Annotated in this window: 14 protein-coding genes; 9 read left to right on the top strand and 5 right to left on the bottom strand. The window is 68.4% G+C overall.

The annotated features are described in order from the left end of the window. Positions 1 to 12: 12 nt before the first annotated feature. From HWX62_RS18355 to HWX62_RS18345, 3 genes are all read right to left on the bottom strand, one after another. The gene (locus tag HWX62_RS18355; RefSeq protein ID WP_175931418.1) at positions 13 to 1,542 is read right to left on the bottom strand and encodes a CoA-acylating methylmalonate-semialdehyde dehydrogenase; all 1,530 of its coding nucleotides are present in this window, start codon (positions 1,540 to 1,542) and stop codon (positions 13 to 15) included. A 114-nt stretch (positions 1,543 to 1,656) separates the two neighbouring features. Continuing rightward, positions 1,657 to 3,363, bottom strand: coding sequence for an AMP-binding protein (locus tag HWX62_RS18350; protein ID WP_175931419.1), 1,707 nt, complete (start codon positions 3,361 to 3,363; stop codon positions 1,657 to 1,659). Between the two features lie 160 nt (positions 3,364 to 3,523). Continuing rightward, positions 3,524 to 4,657 (bottom strand): acyl-CoA dehydrogenase family protein, encoded by a 1,134-nt coding sequence (locus HWX62_RS18345; protein ID WP_175931420.1) that lies wholly within the window; start codon positions 4,655 to 4,657, stop codon positions 3,524 to 3,526. Between the two features lie 136 nt (positions 4,658 to 4,793). On the opposite strand from HWX62_RS18345, the gene HWX62_RS18340 reads away from it, so the two are divergent. The 3 genes from HWX62_RS18340 to HWX62_RS18330 all read left to right on the top strand — a co-directional run bounded on the left by HWX62_RS18340 (position 4,794) and on the right by HWX62_RS18330 (position 8,276). Beyond that, positions 4,794 to 5,828: an AraC family transcriptional regulator gene (locus HWX62_RS18340; protein WP_059584518.1), complete on the top strand. Its 1,035-nt coding sequence runs from the start codon at positions 4,794 to 4,796 to the stop codon at positions 5,826 to 5,828. Between the two features lie 121 nt (positions 5,829 to 5,949). After that, on the top strand, positions 5,950 to 7,506 hold the full coding sequence (locus HWX62_RS18335) for a nodulation protein NfeD (RefSeq protein ID WP_175931421.1): 1,557 nt from the start codon (positions 5,950 to 5,952) through the stop codon (positions 7,504 to 7,506). Further along, positions 7,503 to 8,276, top strand: a complete 774-nt coding sequence (locus HWX62_RS18330; protein ID WP_175931422.1) for a slipin family protein — start codon at positions 7,503 to 7,505, stop codon at positions 8,274 to 8,276. The genes HWX62_RS18335 and HWX62_RS18330 overlap by 4 nt, the downstream gene beginning before the upstream one ends. A 23-nt stretch (positions 8,277 to 8,299) precedes the next feature. Here HWX62_RS18330 and HWX62_RS18325 read toward each other — a convergent pair whose 3' ends face one another. Further along, a complete protein-coding gene (locus HWX62_RS18325; RefSeq protein ID WP_175931423.1) occupies positions 8,300 to 9,577 on the bottom strand; it encodes a haloacid dehalogenase-like hydrolase in 1,278 nt (425 codons plus the stop codon). Between the two features lie 507 nt (positions 9,578 to 10,084). Here HWX62_RS18325 and HWX62_RS18320 point away from each other — a divergent pair. From HWX62_RS18320 to HWX62_RS18300, 5 genes are all read left to right on the top strand, one after another. Further along, the gene (locus HWX62_RS18320) at positions 10,085 to 10,984 is read left to right on the top strand and encodes a M24 family metallopeptidase (protein WP_175931424.1); all 900 of its coding nucleotides are present in this window, start codon (positions 10,085 to 10,087) and stop codon (positions 10,982 to 10,984) included. Positions 10,985 to 11,025: 41 nt separating this feature from the next. Next, the gene (locus HWX62_RS18315; RefSeq protein ID WP_175931425.1) at positions 11,026 to 12,813 is read left to right on the top strand and encodes an SDR family oxidoreductase; all 1,788 of its coding nucleotides are present in this window, start codon (positions 11,026 to 11,028) and stop codon (positions 12,811 to 12,813) included. A 29-nt stretch (positions 12,814 to 12,842) separates the two neighbouring features. After that, entirely contained in the window at positions 12,843 to 13,748 is a 906-nt protein-coding gene (locus HWX62_RS18310; RefSeq protein WP_175931426.1) for a metal-dependent hydrolase, read from the top strand. 79 nt (positions 13,749 to 13,827) lie between these two features. After that, on the top strand, positions 13,828 to 14,115 hold the full coding sequence (locus HWX62_RS18305; protein ID WP_175931427.1) for a hypothetical protein: 288 nt from the start codon (positions 13,828 to 13,830) through the stop codon (positions 14,113 to 14,115). A 250-nt stretch (positions 14,116 to 14,365) separates the two neighbouring features. Then, positions 14,366 to 14,740, top strand: coding sequence for a DUF2917 domain-containing protein (locus HWX62_RS18300; protein ID WP_175931428.1), 375 nt, complete (start codon positions 14,366 to 14,368; stop codon positions 14,738 to 14,740). A 171-nt stretch (positions 14,741 to 14,911) separates the two neighbouring features. Here the strand turns inward: HWX62_RS18300 and HWX62_RS18295 are convergent, their stop codons facing one another. After that, positions 14,912 to 15,190: a hypothetical protein gene (locus tag HWX62_RS18295; RefSeq protein ID WP_027807295.1), complete on the bottom strand. Its 279-nt coding sequence runs from the start codon at positions 15,188 to 15,190 to the stop codon at positions 14,912 to 14,914. Between the two features lie 782 nt (positions 15,191 to 15,972). Between HWX62_RS18295 and HWX62_RS18290 the strand changes: the two genes are divergently transcribed. Then, positions 15,973 to 17,274 carry an NCS2 family permease gene (locus HWX62_RS18290; RefSeq protein ID WP_175931429.1) on the top strand — a complete coding sequence of 434 codons (1,302 nt, stop codon included), beginning with the start codon at positions 15,973 to 15,975 and terminating at the stop codon, positions 17,272 to 17,274. The last annotated feature ends 169 nt before the right edge of the window (positions 17,275 to 17,443 follow it).

The raw sequence follows: 17,443 nt of genomic DNA, 5'->3' as shown, positions 1-17,443 counted from the left end.
TTCCTCCGCCGCTCAATGCAGCCGGATCGTCGTATTCACCGGGCCGGCCGTCGTGTCGTCGTCGAACCAGCGCGCGGTGACCGTCTTGGTCTGCGTGTAGAACTGCACGACCTGCTTGCCGTACGGGCCGAGATCGCCGAGCTTCGAGCCGCGCGAGCCGGTGAAGCTGAAGAACGGCACGGGCACCGGAATCGGAATGTTGATGCCGACCTGGCCGACGTCGATCTCGCTCTGGAACTTGCGCGCCGCCGCGCCGCTCTGCGTGAAGATGCCCACGCCGTTGCCCATCGGGTTCGCGTTGACGAGCGCGATCGCGTCGTCGAGCGTGTCGACTTCCATCACGACCAGCACCGGCCCGAAGATTTCATGCGTGTAGATCGTCATGTCGGTCGTCACGCCCGAGAAGATCGTCGGCCCGATGAAGTTGCCGTCCTCGAAGCCGGGCACCTTCACGTCGCGGCCGTCGAGCTCGAGCTTCGCGCCTTCCTTGATGCCCGCGTCGATCAGCGCCAGGATGCGCGCCTTCGCGCCGCGCGACACGACCGGCCCGACGTCGGTGCCCGCCTCCGAGCCCGCGTTGACCTTCAGCGTCTTCGCCTTTTCGACGAGATCGGGCAGCCATTCGCGCGCCTTGCCGACCAGCACCGCGACCGACGTCGCCATGCAGCGCTGGCCGGCCGCGCCGAAGCCCGCGCCGACGAGCGCGTTGATCGCCTGCTCGCGGTTCGCGTCGGGCAGCACGATCGCGTGGTTCTTCGCGCCCATCATCGACTGCACGCGCTTGCCGTGCTGGCTGCCGAGGTTGTACACGTGCGTGCCGACGGCCGTCGAACCGACGAACGAGATCGCCTTCACGAGCGGATGCGTGCAGATCGCGTCGACGACTTCCTTGCCGCCGTGCACGACGTTCAGCACGCCCTTCGGTACGCCGGCCTCGAGCGCGAGCTCGACGAGCTCCATCGTCGACATCGGGTCCTGCTCGGACGGCTTCAGCACGAACGTGTTGCCGCACACGATCGCCATCGGAAACATCCACAGCGGAATCATCGCGGGGAAGTTGAACGGCGTGATGCCCGCGCACACGCCGAGCGGCTGACGCAGCGTGTAGGTGTCGACGCCGCCCGCGACGTTCTCCGCGAATTCGCCGAGCTGCAGCGTGCCGATCGAGCACGCGTGCTCGACCACCTCGAGGCCGCGGAAGATGTCGCCCTCGGCATCGGGGATCGTCTTGCCCTGCTCGGCCGTCAGCGTCTTCGCGATGCGCTGCTGGTTCGCGCGCACCAGATCCTGGAATTTCAGCATGATGCGCATGCGCGCGGCGATCGGCGTGTTCTTCCACGTCGCATACGCGGCGTGCGCGGCCTGCACGGCCGCGTCGACTTCCGCGACGGTCGCGAACGGCACGCGCGCGAGCACCTGCTGCGTCGCCGGGTTGACGATGTCGCGCCACTCTTGCGTGGCGGACTCGACGAAGGCGCCGTCGATCAGCAGCTTGACCGTCGGCACGTCTTGCCCCGTACGGGGCGTCGGATTCGCGTTCATCAGCGTTCTCTCCTTGCAGTGGGCCGCGTGACGTCGTGCGACGCGCGGCCGGTTCGGTTCAGCGAGGCGGCGGGCGGCGCGCCGAAAAAAGCGGCGCGCGTGGCCCGCGGCCGGTCATTTCAGTTCGTTGGCGAAATCTTCTTCCCAGTATTCGCCGGGCATGCGCGCGGTCGCGTCGTCGCCGCGCTCGATCTCGCGGCGGCGCAGCTCGACGCGGCGGATCTTTCCGGAGATCGTCTTCGGCAGTTCCGCGAACTGCAGGCGGCGGATGCGCTTGTACGGCGCGAGCTTCTCGCGCGAGAAGCGGAAGATCTCCAGCGCGAGCGCGGCGCTTTCCTCGTAGCCCTGGCGCAGCGTGATGAAGGTCTTCGGCACCGACAGCCGCACGGGGTCCGGGCTCGGCACGACGGCCGCCTCCGCGATCGCCGGATGCTCGATCAGCACGCTTTCCAGTTCGAACGGGCTCAGCCGGTAGTCGGACGACTTGAACACGTCGTCCGCGCGGCCGATGTACACGTAATAGCCGTCGTCGCGGCGCATCGCGATGTCGGACGTACGGTAGTGGCCGTCGCGCATCGCATGGGCCGTCGCGTCGGGATTGTTCGCGTAGCCCGTCATCAACCCGACCGGGCGCGGCGCGCCGGCGCCGATCGGCAGCGCGACCTCGCCTTCGGTCACCGGCGCGCCGTCCGGGTCGAGCAGCGCGATCCGGTAGCCGGGCAGCGGCCGGCCCATCGAGCCCGCGACGACCGGCTGGCCCGGCGAGTTGCCGATCAGGCAGGTCGTCTCGGTCTGGCCGTAGCCGTCTCGGATCGAGATGTTCCATGCCTTCTTCACGCGCTCGATGATCTCGGGATTCAGCGGCTCGCCCGCGCCGACGATCTCGCGCAGCTTCACGTCGAACGACGCGAGCGGCTGCTGCACGAGCATGCGCCACACGGTCGGCGGCGCGCACAGCGTCGTCACGCGGTATTTGACGAGCGCATCGAGCACGACTTTCGGCTCGAAGCGCGCGTAGTTGAACGCGAACACGCAGGCCTGCGCATTCCACGGCGCGAAGAAGCAGCTCCATGCGTGCTTCGCCCAGCCCGGCGAGCTGATGTTCCAGTGGATGTCGCCCGGCTGCAGGCCGACCCAGTACATCGTCGACAGGTGCCCGACCGGATAGGTGCGGTGCGTATGCTCGACGAGCTTCGGCCTGGACGTCGTGCCGGACGTGAAGTACAGCAGCATCGGGTCGTTCGCGTGCGTGACGGCGTCCGGCTCGAACGCGGCGCTCGCCGCATAGCCGTCGTTCATCGCGAGCCAGCCCGCGCGCGGCGCGCCGGCGACGATCTTCCGCGCGAGGCCGAGATCGGGCTGCTCGAACTTCGCGGCTTCATGCTCGTCGACGATCGCGTATTTCGCGCCGCCGATCTGCACGCGGTCGCGCACGTCGTCGGGCGACAGTTGCGTGGTGGCGGGCAGCACGATCGCGCCGAGCTTCATCGCGGCGAGCATCGCGTCCCACAGCTCGACACGGTTCGGCAGCATCAGCAGGATGCGGTCGCCGCGCACGACGCCGATGCCGCGCAGCCAGTTCGCGATCCGCGACGAACGCTCGGACATCTGCGCGAACGAATACGGATCGCCCGTGCCGGTCGCGGCGTCGACGATCCACAGCGCGGGCTGGTCGTTGCCGCGCGCCATCGGGTCGAAGTAGTCGAGCGCCCAGTTGAACGCATCGAGCTCCGGCCATTCGAAATCGCGGTATGCGGTTTCGTAGTCGGTGCGATGGCGCAGCAGAAAGTCGCGTGCGACCAGGAATGCCTGTACCGTCATCGTTGCCTCCAGTCTCCATGTCTCGCGGTCGACCGGTGCACGCGCTGCAGCACGTGCCCGGTTTCCTCCTGTGCGGCGCACGGTCACGTCGTTGCGTGCCGCGTTCACCGCGCTGCCCTCGTACCCTGCGTGATGTCCGGACCGGTGCGATCGTCGCGGCTCAAAGCTGCCGCGCGATCACCATCCGCTGCACTTCGCTGGTGCCTTCGTAAATCTGCGTGATGCGCGCGTCGCGATAGTGACGCTCGACTTCGTAATCGACCAGGTAGCCGTAGCCGCCGTGAATCTGGATCGCGTCCGAACACACGCGCTCGGCCATCTCGGACGCGAACAGCTTCGCCTGCGACGCTTCCGACAGGCACGGCAGTCCGGCCGTGCGCAGCTTCGCCGCGTGATGCACGAGCAGGCGCGCGGCATTGATCTGCACGGCCATGTCGGCGAGCTTCTGCTGGATCGCCTGATGCTCGGCGATCGGCTTGCCGAACTGCACGCGCTCGCCCGCATAGCGGCGCGCCTTGTCGAACGCGGCGCGCGCGATGCCGAGCGCCTGCGCGGCGATGCCGATGCGTCCGCCTTCGAGGTTCGACAACGCGATCTTCAGCCCTTCGCCGCGATTGCCGAGCAGGTTCTCCTCCGGAATCGCGCAGTTCTCGAACGTGATCGGGCAGGTATCCGACGCGCGGATGCCCATCTTCTTCTCGGGCTTGCCGACGATGAAACCCGGCGTGTCGGTCGGCACCAGGAACGCGGAAATGCCGCGCTTGCCGGCTTCCGGGTCCGTCATGGCAAAAACGATCGCGACACCCGCGCGCTGGCCGTTGGTCACGAACTGCTTCGCGCCGTTCAGCACCCATTGGCCGTCGCGCAGTTCGGCCCGCGTGCGCAGGTTGTTCGCCTCGGACCCGGCATGCGGCTCGGTCAGGCAGAATGCGCCGATCACGCGGCCGGCCGCCATGTCGGCCAGCCAGCGCTCCTTCTGCGCGGGCGTGCCGAAGCCGAGGATCGGCCCGCAGCCGACGGAGTTGTGCACGCTCATCATCGTCGCGCATGCGGCGTCGCCGGCCGCCACTTCCTCCATCGCCAGCGCATAGGCCACGTAGTCCGTATACGAGCCGCCCAGTTCCTGCGGCACGATCATCCCGAGCAAGCCGAGTTCGCCGAGCTGCGCGACGATCGCGTCGGGCAGGTGCGCGTCGTGGTCCCACTGCGCCGCGTTCGGCGCCAGCATCTCGGTGGCAAAGGCGCGCGCGGCGTCGCGGATCATCCGCTGGTCTTCGGTGTAAAGCTCGTCCATGTGCTGCTGTCTCCCGCGGCCGCCCGGCGCGACCGTCCTTGCGTTTCGATGCAACAAGTGTAGGCAAGCGCGCGCGACTGTTCGATGCTCGCGTCGCTCATTTACACTGAGCGTTTTTGCCACACCGGCGACACCGATGAAGCAGGAAGACAAGGGAACCGTCGCGATCAGCCTCGTCGCGTACAGCGTCGCGCTCGCCACGCGGCGCGGCGTCGCGGCCGAGCCGCTGCTCGCGCAGGCCGGCATCGCGCCCGCGCTGCTCGGGCAGCCGCGCGCACGCGTGTCCGCGCAGCAATACGGCGCGCTGTGGAACGCGATCGCGCGCACGCTCGACGACGAGTTTTTCGGGCAGGACAGCCATCCGATGCGCAGCGGCAGCTTCATCGCGATGAGCCAGGCCGCGCTGTCCGCCCGCGACGGGCTGCACGCGATGGCGCGCGCGGTGAACTTCATGCACTGCGTGCTCGACGATCTCCATGCGGAACTCGACGCGAACCCGCAGCGCGTGCGGCTGCGTTTCGTGCACCGCAACAACGGCGCGACGCCCGCGATGTTCACGTACGCGACCTATTTCATCATCGTGTACGGGCTCACCTGCTGGCTGATCGGCCGGCGCATTCCGCTGCTGCATGCGAGCTTTCGCTGCGACACGCCGCCGGCCGACCACGAATATCCGTCGATGTTCTGCGACGACATGCGTTTCAACGAGCCCGATTCGTATGTCGATTTCGATCCCGAATTCGCGACGCTGCCGGTCGTGCAGAACGCGAAGACGCTGAAAACGTTTCTGCGCAACGCGCCGGCCAGCTTCATCGTCAAGTACCGCAACCCGAACGCGCTCGCGCAGCGCGTGCGCGCGGTGCTGCGCGGGATGCCGCCCGCCGCGTGGCCGGGCGCGGGCGGGATGGCCGCGCGGCTGCACGTGGCCGAAGCGACGCTGCGCCGCAAGCTGCACCAGGAAGGCCACGCGTACCAGTCGATCAAGGACACGCTGCGGCGCGATCTCGCGTTCGAGGCGCTGGCCGACCCCGCCCGCACGATCGCCGACGTCGCGGCCGCGACCGGTTTCGCGGAGCCGAGCGCGTTCTACCGCGCGTTCCGCAAATGGAGCGGCCGCAGCCCGGCCGACTATCGCGACGAAGTGCTCGCGCGCGGCGGCGGCGCAAGCTGACGCCGGCCGGTGCGGTCGCCCCTTCGCGCTTTCGGCTGAAACCGCCTAATCTTCAAGTATCGGGCTCACGCCCTTTCCGCAAGCCGGACGGCACGCGGCCGTGTGCCGCCCGGACGTCCCGATGCGTTTTCATCGTCATGGGCCGCCGCCGGCGCCTGTCGCGCCCGGCGGCCGCCCCCGTCACCCGCTGTCCGCGCGGGTCGCGCGCGCCGCGCTGTTCGCGGCGCTGCTCGTCGTATGCGCCGCGCTCGCCGCGCCGCCATCGGCCGATGCGCCCGCCGCGCATCCGGTCGTCGTGATTCCCGTCACCGGCGCGATCGGCCCGGCCAGCGCCGATTTCATCGTGCGTTCGCTCGACCGCGCGGCCCGCGAGCGCGCGCCGCTCGCGATCCTGCAGCTCGACACGCCGGGCGGCCTCGATACGTCGATGCGGCAGATCATCAAGGCCATCCTCGGCTCGCCGGGGCCGGTCGCCGCGTTCGTCGCGCCGGGCGGCGCGCGGGCCGCGAGCGCGGGCACCTACATCGTCTATGCGAGCCACTTCGCGGCGATGGCGCCCGGCACCAACCTCGGCGCGGCGTCGCCCGTGCAGTTCGGCATCGGCGGCGCCGCGCCGCCGGGCGCGAACCCCGCTGCGCCGCGGCCGACCGGGGCATCGGGGTCATCAGACGCGTCGGGCGCGTCCGCCGCGGCTGCCGCGCTGCCGACCGATACGCAGTCGACCGAGATCCGCAAGGCGATGCAGGACGCTTCCGCGTACATCCGCGGCCTTGCGCAATTGCGCGGGCGCAATGCCGAATGGGCCGAGCGCGCGGTGCGCGAGGCCGTGAGCCTGTCGGCGAACGAGGCGCGCGCGCAGCACGTGGTCGACCTGATCGCGCAGGACCCGGCCGATCTCGCGCGCCAGCTCGACGGCCGCGCGGTGACGACGACCGCCGGCACGCTGCACCTCGCGACCGCGCGCGCACCGCTCGTCGTGCTCGCGCCCGACTGGCGCAGCCGGTTCCTCGCGATCATCGCCGATCCGAACGTCGCGCTGATCCTGCTGACGATCGGCATCTACGGCCTTTTCTTCGAATTCGCGAATCCCGGTTTCGTGCTGCCGGGCGTCGCCGGCACGATCTGCCTGCTGGTCGGGCTGTTCGCGATGCAGTTGCTGCCGATCAGCTATGCGGGCCTCGGCCTCGTGCTGCTGGGGCTCGGCTGCCTCGTCGCCGAGGCGTTCCTGCCGACTTTCGGCGTGCTCGGGTTCGGCGGGATCGTCGCGTTCACGATCGGCGCGCTGATGCTGATCGACACCGACGTGCCCGGCTACGGGATTCCGTGGCCCGTGATCGCGAGCCTCGCGCTCGGCGGCGGGCTGCTCGTCGCGGGCGTGTCGAGCGTCGCGCTGCGCGCGCGGCGCCGCCCCGTCGTGACCGGCGCCGAGGCGATGCTCGGCAGCATCGGCGAAGTGCTCGACGACGGCCTGCATCCGGATCAGCCGCCAGGCGCGGCCGGCCCCGCGCCGTCGGCCGCCGGCTGGGCGCGCGTGCACGGCGAGCGCTGGCGCGTGGCGAGCAGCATGCCGCTGGCCGCCGGCTGCCGCGTGCGCGTGACCGGCCGCCACGGGCTGACGCTGACGGTCGCGCCGCTCTACGACGTGCCCGCCGCCCATCCGCAGGGAGAACCTTCATGATCGGTTACACGTTCGGCTTCAGCAGCGTCCTCGTCGTCTTCGTCGTGGTGCTCGTCGCGTCGTCGATCCGCATCTTTCGCGAGTACGAGCGCGGTGTCGTGTTCATGCTCGGCCGGTTCTGGAAAGTGAAGGGGCCGGGGCTCGTGCTGATCATCCCGATCGTCCAGCAGGTCGTGCGGATCGACCTGCGCACCGTCGTGTTCGACGTGCCGGCGCAGGACGTGATCACGCGCGACAACGTGTCGGTGAAGGTCAACGCGGTCGTGTATTTCCGCGTCGTCGATCCGGAGAAGGCCGTGATCCAGGTCGCGCGCTTCTTCGAGGCGACGAGCCAGCTCGCGCAGACGACGCTGCGCGCGGTGCTCGGCAAGCACGAACTCGACGCGCTGCTCGCCGAGCGCGAACAACTGAACGCGGACATCCAGAAGACGCTCGACGCGCAGACCGATGCGTGGGGGATCAAGGTGTCGACGGTCGAGATCAAGCACGTCGACCTGAACGAGACGATGATCCGCGCGATCGCGCGGCAGGCCGAAGCCGAACGCGAGCGACGCGCGAAGGTGATACACGCCGAAGGCGAACTGCAGGCGTCGGAGAAGCTGCTGCAGGCCGCGCAGCGGCTCGCGCAGCAGCCGCAGGCGATGCAGTTGCGCTACCTGCAGACGCTGACGACGATCGCGGCGGACAAGAATTCGACGATCGTGTTTCCGTTGCCGGTCGACCTGCTGGGCGCGTTGCTGGATCGGTTGGGGCCGAAGCGCGAGCATTGAGACGCGCGTGGGCCCACCCGCCGTCAGGCCAGCAGCTTGCGCTCGGTCTTGCCGTACTTGATCGACTTCTCGTCCGGGATCATCAGCCCCGTGTGCTCGTCGCGGCCCTGCAGCAGGAAGCGCGCGTCCGGGTTGCCGATCTGCTCGGCCGCGAGCTTGCTGTCCGCGCCGATCTCGCCCTTCTTCATCCGGTTGACGATCACGCCGGCCGCGGTGTCCTTGAAGTCGCGCAGCATCCACGCGTCGCCGTCGCTGTCGCCGAACACCAGCAGCGGGCCGTAGCCCTTCTTCGACGCGAGGACGTTGCGGATGCCCACCGTCTTGCCGGGCCCCCAGTTGAAATGCCAGCCGGCCGGATAGGTGCTCGTATACTTGCCGTCCTGCATGTCCAGACGCAGGCCGATCACGTTCTCGGGCGGCACGCCGTAGCCATAGTTCGGATTGCCGGCGAACACGCGCACGACGTCGTCGAGCGACGCGGTGCTCACGTACACGTCGATGCCGTTCGCACGCAGCGTATGCATCACCGCGCGGATTTCCTCGTGAATGCGGATGCCGTGGAAATGCGTGTCGGCCACCACGCCGGCCTTGCCCGGCAGCGCCTTCGGGCTTTCGTAGCGAACCTTGCGCAGCGCGTCGCCGATCCCGTAGTTGTTCGACGCTTGCGCCATCGCCTGCAGCTCGGCGGTCGTCATGTTCTTGTAGAAGTAGATGATCCACTTGTAGCCGACTTCGAGCGGATGCGTGTCGCAGATCGCGTCGTACATGAAGTACAGCTTCGCGCGGAAATCCTTGAACTGGTCGGTCTCGCGAATCTCGTCGAGGCTCTTGTCGCCGCCGAAGCCCTGGTAGTTCGCATGAAGCCAGCGGTAGTCGGACTCGACGTCGGCGGCGAGATCCTCCATCGTCACCGGCTTGCCGTCGACGGTCGTGTAGTCCTTCATGAACGCGCCCTTGGGCACGTCCTTCCACATCACGGCGACGAACTCGTCCGGCGTCAGCTTGTACTGCAGATGGTTGATCTGGTACATCAGCAACGCCTCTTCGCAGTCGTTCATGATGCACGTGTTGTCCCAGTCGAACACCGCATACGGACGGCGCTTTGCGTCGTAGCGCGCGCTCGCGACGCCATGCCGGTCGAGCACCGCCTGCAGGCGCGCGGCGTTGAACGGCGACCAGCGGCCCGGGTCCAGCGCGTCCGGCGCGGCGGCGCCCTTCGCGTCGGCCATGCCGGCCTTGAGCATCAGCGGCGTCGCAGCGGTCGCCGCGGCAAGGGTATTCATGAACTGGCGGCGTTGCATGGTCTCTCCGTTGAAATGCCGAATCGGCTTCGGTCGCTGCCCCGCGCGACGCGCGGCACACCGGCCCGCGAAGCCGAAAAGGCTTCGAATCGGGGGCGGATGATGTGACGAAATTATTTCGGCAATTTGACGCCGTCGCGCCGCGACACGACGGAGAGTTGATCCGGCGCGACATCCCGGGGCCGCGCCGCAACGTCGCGCAAGCCCCGCCCAGCCGGCTCCCCCGCTCGACGCGCGTGCACGGCGACGGCCATCCGGCCCCGACCGCCGCAAACCTAGAGCTTCCCCTCCATTTCGGGCCCGTCATTAGGAGAAGTCCTCATCTGCGGGGGCTGGCGCGCGACGTCGAACCGGCTATGATTGTTACATCAATCAATGGCACATTAAATGCTGACCGAATAATCCGCATCGCGATCGCCGGCGGATGCGTTCCGGATCGGCACCTGCCTTGCACAGGACCCGCGTCGCGCCGAGGCGCCAACGCGGGCCGACACATGGAGACGCATCATGACCGCCCACCATCCGCTGCCGGAAGTCCACCTCGACGAGCTGCCGCAATTCCGCGCGGTCCAGCAGCTGGCGTACCGCTGCGTCGAAACCGTCGGCGCGATGCTCTACCCCGGCATCACCGAGAAGGAAGCCGCGCGCCTGCTGACCGAATGGCTGCAGGACAACGGCGTGCACGACTGGCTGCACAAGCCGTTCGCGTGGTTCGGCGACCGCACCGCGTTCGAGGGCTTCTCGGGCCTCAAGCACATGGGCGGCTTCAATCTCGCGTTCTTCCCGAGCAACCGGCAGCTCGAAACCGACATGCCGGTGATCCTCGACGTCGCGCCGGTGCTCGACGGCATCGTCGCGGACGTCGGCTACGCGCACTGCCTCGGCCGCAACCCGATCCTCGAGCAGTTGCAGGACGACCTGATGGACCATCGCGACATGATCGTGCGGCTCGTGAAGGCGCGCCGGCCGATGGCGGAAGTCGCGCAGGAAGTCGACGCGCTGTGCCGCCGCCAGGGCGTCGAGCCGCGCCACAAGGCCTACCCGTTCAAGGTGCTCGCGCATCGCGTCGCGAAGATCCACAAGCTGTCGAAGCCGCGCTTCGTCGCGCGTTTCGGGCTGAACGCGACGCGCAACCTGCTGCTCGACCAGGGCCGCGCGGCGAAGCACCAAGGCTGGTCGCCGCTGTGGTCGATCGATCGCCGCTCCGAGCATGCGCCCGTGCCGGGCCTGTGGGCCGTCGAGCCGCATCTCGGCTTCGCCGGCGTCGGCGCGAAATTCGAGGAGCTGCTCGTGATCACCGACGACGACGCGTACTGGCTCGACGACGACCTGCCGCACGTGCGCCGCTGGCAGCGCCGCCAGGCCGAGCGCGCGCAGGCCGCGGCGAACGTGCCGGCCGCCGCGTGACGCGCCGGCCTCCTTCCGACTCCCTGAACGACGGACTCACGATGCAGCCTCTTTCCGACGAAGCGCCGCTGGCCCTGTTCGAATCGGTTCACAGCGAAACGGCGGTCGCCTCCGGCGACCTGACGCTCGCGGTCCGGACCTGGGGCGACCCGGCCCGCTCGCCGGTCGTGCTCGTGCACGGCTATCCCGACGACAGCAGCGTCTGGCAGCACGTCGCGCCGCTGCTCGCGCGCCAGCACTACGTGATCGCGTACGACGTGCGCGGCGCGGGCCTGTCCGGCGTGCCGACGCGCACGGCCGACTACCATCTCGCGAAGCTGACCGACGATTTCGTCGCGGTGATCGACGCGCTCTGCCCGGGGCGCGCCGTGCACCTCGTCGCGCACGACTGGGGGTCGATCCAGGGCTGGGAATTCGTCACCGATCCGCGTCTCGCCGGCCGCATCGCGTCGTATACGTCGTGCTCGGGGCCGTGCCTCGATCACGTCGGCTACTGGCTGCGCGAACGCGTGCTCCACCCGACGCCCGCGTCGCTGGCCAAGCTCGGCGGCCAGCTCGTGCGCTCGTGGTACGTGTATTTGTTCCACCTGCCTTTCCTTCCCGAGCTCGGCTGGCGGCTGTGGCTCGGCCGCGCGTGGCCGGGCCTGCTGCGCCGGCTCGAGAAAACGCCCGCCGCGCCGCGCCCGACGCAGGCCGACGACGGCGCGCGCGGCGTACGCCTCTATCGCGCGAACTTCATCCGCTGCCTGTTCGCGCCGCGCGAGCGCTACGCGCACGCACCGGTGCAGACGATCGTGCCGCTCGGCGACAAGTACGTGAGCCCCGCGCTGTCCGAGAACCTGTCGCGCTGGGTGCCGCAGTACTACCGCCGCGAAATCGCGGCCGGCCACTGGCTGCCGCTCGCCGATCCCGCGCGCTTCGCGGAACTCGCCGGGCAATTGATCGACGCGGTCGAATCCGGCAACGAACCGCCCGCGCTCGCGAACGCGCGCCGCCGCGCCACCAGCGGGCGCTTCAGCGGCAAGGTCGCGGTCGTCACCGGCGCGGGCAGCGGCATCGGCCGCTGCGCGGCGCTGGCCTTCGCACGCGAAGGGGCGACGGTCGTCGCGTGCGACATCGATCTCGCGAGCGCCGAACGCACCGCGCTGCTGCTCGGGCTCATCGGTGCGCAAGCCCACGCGAAACGCGTCGACGTCGGCTCCGCCGACGAGATGGAGGCGCTCGCGGCATGGGTCGGCAGCGAGCTCGGCGGCGCGGACGTCGTGATCAACAACGCGGGCATCGGCATGGCCGGCGGCATCCTCGACACGAGCGCGCAGCACTGGGAGCGCATCCTGCACGTGAACCTGTGGGGCGTGATCCACGGCTCGCGGCTGTTCGCGCGACAGATGGCCGCGCGCGGCAGCGGCGGGCACATCGTCAACACCGCGTCGGCCGCCGCGTTCGGGCCGTCGCGCGACCTGCCCGCGTATGCGACGACGAAGGCCGCGGTGCTGATGCTCAGCGAATGCATGCGCGCGGAACTCGCGGAGCAAGGCATCGGCGTGACGGCCGTGTGCCCGGGCTTCGCCGAAACCGGAATCATGGCGTCGACGCACTACGCGGGCGCCAGCGCCCAGGACGAAGCGCGGCTGCGCAAGCGCGCGACCCGGCTGTACCAGATGCGCGGCCTGAAACCCGAAACCGTCGCGCGGGCGATGGTCGACGGCGTGCTGCGCAACCGCCCCGTCGTCGCGGTCGGTGGCGAAGCGCACGCGATGCGCTTCGTCGGCCGCTTCATGCCGTGGCTCGGCCGGATGATCGCCCGCGTCAGCATGGCATCGCATTGACGGCGCACGACGCCGCACAGGGAGACAACATGACCGATACCGCCGACTACCACCAGATCAAGGCCCGGCACGTGAAGTTCGACTTCAGCGACACGCCGATCACCTGGGTGCCGAACGATCCGGGCAGCACGCACATCATCAACACGCTGAACCTGCTGTTCCCGGAAGGCGAGCTGTGGTTCTGCCGCGTGTACAACAAGGCGCTGCCGCTGATCGCCGATGCGCGCCTGCGCGACGAAGCCGAAGGCTTCCTGCGACAGGAAGCCGTGCATTCGCGCTCGCACGGCGGCGTGCTGAAGCACTACTACGACCGCCACGGCATCGACACGAAGCCGTTCACGCAGAAGCTCAACCGGCTGTTCACGCGCGTGCTCGGCGAGCAGCCGTTCGGGCTGAAGATCGGCCATACGCGCTTCTGGCTGCGGCAGCAACTGGCCGTGATCGCGTCGCTCGAGCATTTCTTCGGCTATCTCGGCAACTGGGTGCTCAACGCGCACGGTCTCGACGAAGGCCGTGCGGACCCGACGATGGTCGACCTGCTGCGCTGGCACGGCGCCGAGGAGGTCGAGCACCGCACCGTCGCGTTCGACATCTACCGGCACATGGGCGGCACCTATCCGGAGCGCTGCGTGCACATGGCGTTCGTGATCCTGCTGCTGCTCTACTACATCACGACCGGCGCGAAGTTCATGTACCGGCGCGACCCGGACGCCGGCCGCTACCCGGGCTTCGTGCTCGCGTGGTGGCAGGGTTCGCGGCGCGGGCACCTGCCGTCGTTCTGGAAGGTGATCGGCGCGGCGCTGCGCTATTTCAAGCCGGGCTATACGCCGCACCACGAAGGCTCGACCGAACAGGCGCTCGCCTACCTCGCCCGCTCGCCCGCCGCGCAGGCGGCCGCGCACGGCGGCAACTGGGGCACGACGAAAGGCGCGTGAGCGGCTTGCCGGCCGGCTCGGCGGGCGGCGCCCGCCGAAATGCGTACAATCGCGGCTTCAATTTCCCGGAGGTGCCGCGATGGCCATGAAGAAAACCGATCTCGAAAAGAACAAGGCGCTCAAGCTGACGCACGCGATGAAGCAGTCGAGCTCCGCGCGTTTCGGCAAGGGCGCCGAAGAAGCGGCCAAGCTGGACCGCCGCGCGCAGCGCAAGCTCGACCAGGAGCAGGGCCTCGTGCCGTTCGCGTGCAAGCTCAACGCCGAACTCGTCGAGCAACTGAAGGCACGCGCGGCCACGCACCCGGCAGGGATGACGGGCCTGCTGTCCGAACTGCTCGTGAACGGCCTCGCGCAACGCGACGCGTAACCGCCACGTATCTCGAAATTTCCGTTGACAGCGCTGCGCTGCGACGACACACTCGTTCGCATGCCTACGTTCAAGCTCGTCGCCATCGCGATTCATTGCCCGGTGAACATTCGAAAGAATGGATCACGGGAGGCGCTTGTGCGTTAGCAATCGAGCAGTACCGCATGTCACACAAGGCCTCGCCGGAAACGGATGAGGCCTTTTTGTTCTGGTGCGCGTCATCCGTCCGGCTCACTGAATGGAGCAGACGATGGACCAGGCAAGCCCGCTGTTTGAACGCCGCGGTCGGCGCCCCGCCGGCACGATCGCGTTACCGACCGTCGTGATCCGTTTCGCGGTCGCACCGCGCACGACGATGACCTGGCGCGCGCCGCGGGACGCGGAGATCCGCGCGCACGGCGCGGCGCTGTGGATCACGCGCCCGCCGAGCGTCGACGATTACTGGGTGCGGCCCGGCGACGTGCTGCGCATCGCACGCGGCGAACGCATCTGGATCGGCACCGATGCCGACCAGTCGGCCGAAGCGACGATCACGACCGCGTACGTGCGGCGCGGCGAACGCATCCGGCGCATGTTCGCGCAAGTGCAGCGTTTGCTCGTCGGGATAGGGAGAAGAAGCGGATGAGCGGCGCGCCGTTTCGCACGCGTCAAGCACGCGAGACGCGGAACGGCCGCGCCCGTAAACGGACGCACCCGCGGCGCGACGCGCCGCAGGTGCGCAGCGGAGGACGCGGCACGCGCGTGCGTGCCGCGAGCGATTGCGCGTCGCGCGCGGCGACAGGATGCAGCCCGTGCATCAGGTGCTGGCGGCGAGACGCGGGCCCGTGCTTCGGGGCGTGGCATCGAGGTCGGGACGTTGCGCGGCCTGCGAGGTCACCCACGGATCGATGCCCTGCTTCTGCACCTCTTCGAGGAATGACACACGTGTGCGCCAGTAATCCGCCTGTAATTTCGCATCGATGACGCGCTGTTCGGCTGCGAACAGTTCCATGCGCGCCGTCACGAGCATCGACGCAGCGGTTTTTTCCGGCGTGGGGGCGTGTCGCATCGCCCAGCGGCTGATCCAGTTCAACATGCTGACCTCCGTGATTACGGACGAACCCGCATCGGGCAATCGCAACCGGCCGTGCCTGCCCGAACGCGCAGCGGCCTTGACCCGCCCTTCACCGCCTGGCCTGCACGGACTGCGACTTCCCCGCGTCGGCAATGACCGGCCGGCGTGTGCATGAGCGGTGTATCTATCCTAGAAAGACTTGCCGGTTTACGCGATGGGGTCTTGCAATCTTTTACACAGAAACCACAGTCGCCCCCGCATCGCGAAATGACAGTTGCGGACGGGACGGCTTCGGCGCAGGATAGCCCGATACCTGCAACCGCCTGGACTGACGAATGGCCGCTGCACGCCGCTGCCGCGCATCCATACCGGCCGCGCACGTGCGGATGCAGCACGCACCGTCTGCACCGCGTTCGTGCAGCATGCGGGCGCCCCGTTTCAGTCGCATGTCGTCGTGCATCGGCCGGGCGCGACGCAGCCGGCGTGCCGTTGCGCACGCATCGGCCGGTTTCCCCGCCTGCGCCGCTTCCCGTCGCCTCCCCGTTCCGCCCCGTTTCAGCCATTTCTGCCGGCCCGCGCCGCGCGAACCGGTAAAATGCGCGCCTTCGTCGCGCGAGCAGGCTGCCCGACCGTTCGCGCGCAAGCAACCGATCGTGCCCCCAACTATATCGTCCGAGCTATCCACGCTATTACAATCCGCCGATAGCCGGACAATAGTGGCTGGTTACAGTTAGCCGCCGCGCTGCCTTTACAACAATTCGGCACAACAATCAACACGACAATCCGACCGGAGAAACGCCTTCATGGAATCCATCAAGCGGTATTTCGGCTTCGCTGAAGCCGGCACCGACTTCCGCACCGAAATACTCGCGGGCGTCACCACGTTCCTGACGATGGCCTACATCATCTTCGTCAACCCCGCGATCCTCGGCGATGCCGGCATGCCGAAGGAATCCGTGTTCGTCGCGACCTGCCTCGTCGCGGCGCTGGCGTCGATCATCATGGGCCTGTACGCGAACTACCCGATCGCCTGCGCGCCCGGCATGGGCCTGAACGCGTATTTCGCGTACACGGTCGTCAAGGGAATGGGCTTCACGTGGCAGGCCGCGCTCGGCGCGGTGTTCATCTCCGGCTGCCTGTTCCTGCTCGTCACGCTGTTCCGCGTGCGCGAGGCGATCGTCAACGGCATTCCGAAATCGCTGCGCATCTCGATCACCGCCGGCATCGGCCTGTTCCTCGGCATCATCTCGCTGAAGACGTCGGGCGTGATCGTCGGCAGCCCGGCCACGCTCGTCACGCTCGGCGACCTGCACAAGCCCACGACGATCCTCGCGATCGTCGGCTTCTTCACGATCGTCACGCTCGACCACCTGCGCGTGCGCGGCGCGATCCTGATCGGCATCATCGGTGTGACGATCCTGTCGTTCTTCTTCGGCGGCAACCAGTTTCACGGCGTGTTCTCGGCGCCGCCGTCGATCGACGCGACGCTGTTCAAGCTCGACATCGGCGCCGCGCTGTCGACCGGCATCATCAACGTGATCCTCGTGTTCTTCCTCGTCGAGCTGTTCGACGCGACGGGCACGCTGATGGGTGTCGCGAACCGCGCGGGCCTGCTCGTCGAAGGCAAGATGCACCGCCTGAACAAGGCGCTGCTCGCCGACAGCACGGCGATCGTCGCGGGTTCGGTGCTCGGCACGTCGTCGACCACCGCGTACATCGAAAGCGCGTCGGGCGTGCAGGCCGGCGGCCGCACCGGCGTGACGGCGATCACCGTCGCCGTGCTGTTCCTCGCGTGCCTGTTCATCGCGCCGCTCGCCGGCGTCGTGCCGGGCTATGCGACGGCGCCCGCGCTGCTGTACGTGTCGTGCCTGATGCTGCGCGAGATGGTCGAGGTGCCGTGGGACGATGCGACGGAAGCCGTGCCGGCCGCGCTGACCGCGCTGCTGATGCCGTTCACGTACTCGATCGCGAACGGCGTCGCATTCGGCTTCATCGCGTACGGCGGCCTCAAGCTGCTGACGGGCCAGGCCCGCACGGTCAAGCCGATCGTGTGGATCATCGCGGCCGTGTTCCTGTTCCGCTTCTTCTATCTCGGCAGCGAGTAAGCGAAACGCATCGCTGCGCCGCACGACGACATGAAAAAAACGCCACCTTCGGGTGGCGTTCTTGTTTTCGCACGATCCTTCCGCGATCCTCGGGAATCGACGCGCACGACCTGGCCGAAGCGCGGTCAACCCCGCTCGGGCCCGCATACGAAAATGCCGCCCGGCCCCA

The organism is Burkholderia sp. BCC0506 (assembly GCF_902833145.1).
Lineage (GTDB): Bacteria > Pseudomonadota > Gammaproteobacteria > Burkholderiales > Burkholderiaceae > Burkholderia.
This window is presented reverse-complemented; position numbering and strand designations above follow the sequence as displayed.